Annotated in this window: 1 protein-coding gene; it reads left to right on the forward strand. The window is 37.9% G+C overall.

Annotated features, from left to right (window positions below; translation table 11 throughout):
• Positions 1-222 precede the first annotated feature (222 nt).
• The coding region (locus tag NE664_14280; protein MCQ4727802.1) for a hypothetical protein at positions 223-435 on the forward strand (213 nt) is incomplete at its 3' end.

Raw genomic sequence — 435 nt, forward strand, 5'->3', positions numbered from 1 at the left:
GGTTTTTCCTTTAAATAATTGATAAATTGACTGTACATAGAACCTCCGTATCATATTTTTACTTCGATGTATTTTACTAAGTATACTCTTTATTCTCTATGGGACGCAACCCTGTAAAATATTTTATTTTCCTGTCACACACGTACATCTCTGTTGTCTAACTTTACAGGAGGTGAATTTGAAACAGCATAAATAATCAAAATAAAGGAAGAGGGATTAAAATTGAAAGAACTTTTACTGACTCTGCTGATCGGCATTGCGGCCGGAGTAATTGACGTACTGCCCATGATCAAAATGAAACTCGACAAATATTCGGAGATATCCGCGTTTGTCCATTATCTTATCGCTCCATTTATCATATTTAACACGGAGCTCTTCGGTATGGCATGGTGGCTTAAGGGCGGCGTGATCAATCTGGTGCTTGCCATTCCGGTT

Source organism: Anaerotignum faecicola, from assembly GCA_024460105.1.
Classification (GTDB): Bacteria; Bacillota; Clostridia; order Lachnospirales; family Anaerotignaceae; genus JANFXS01.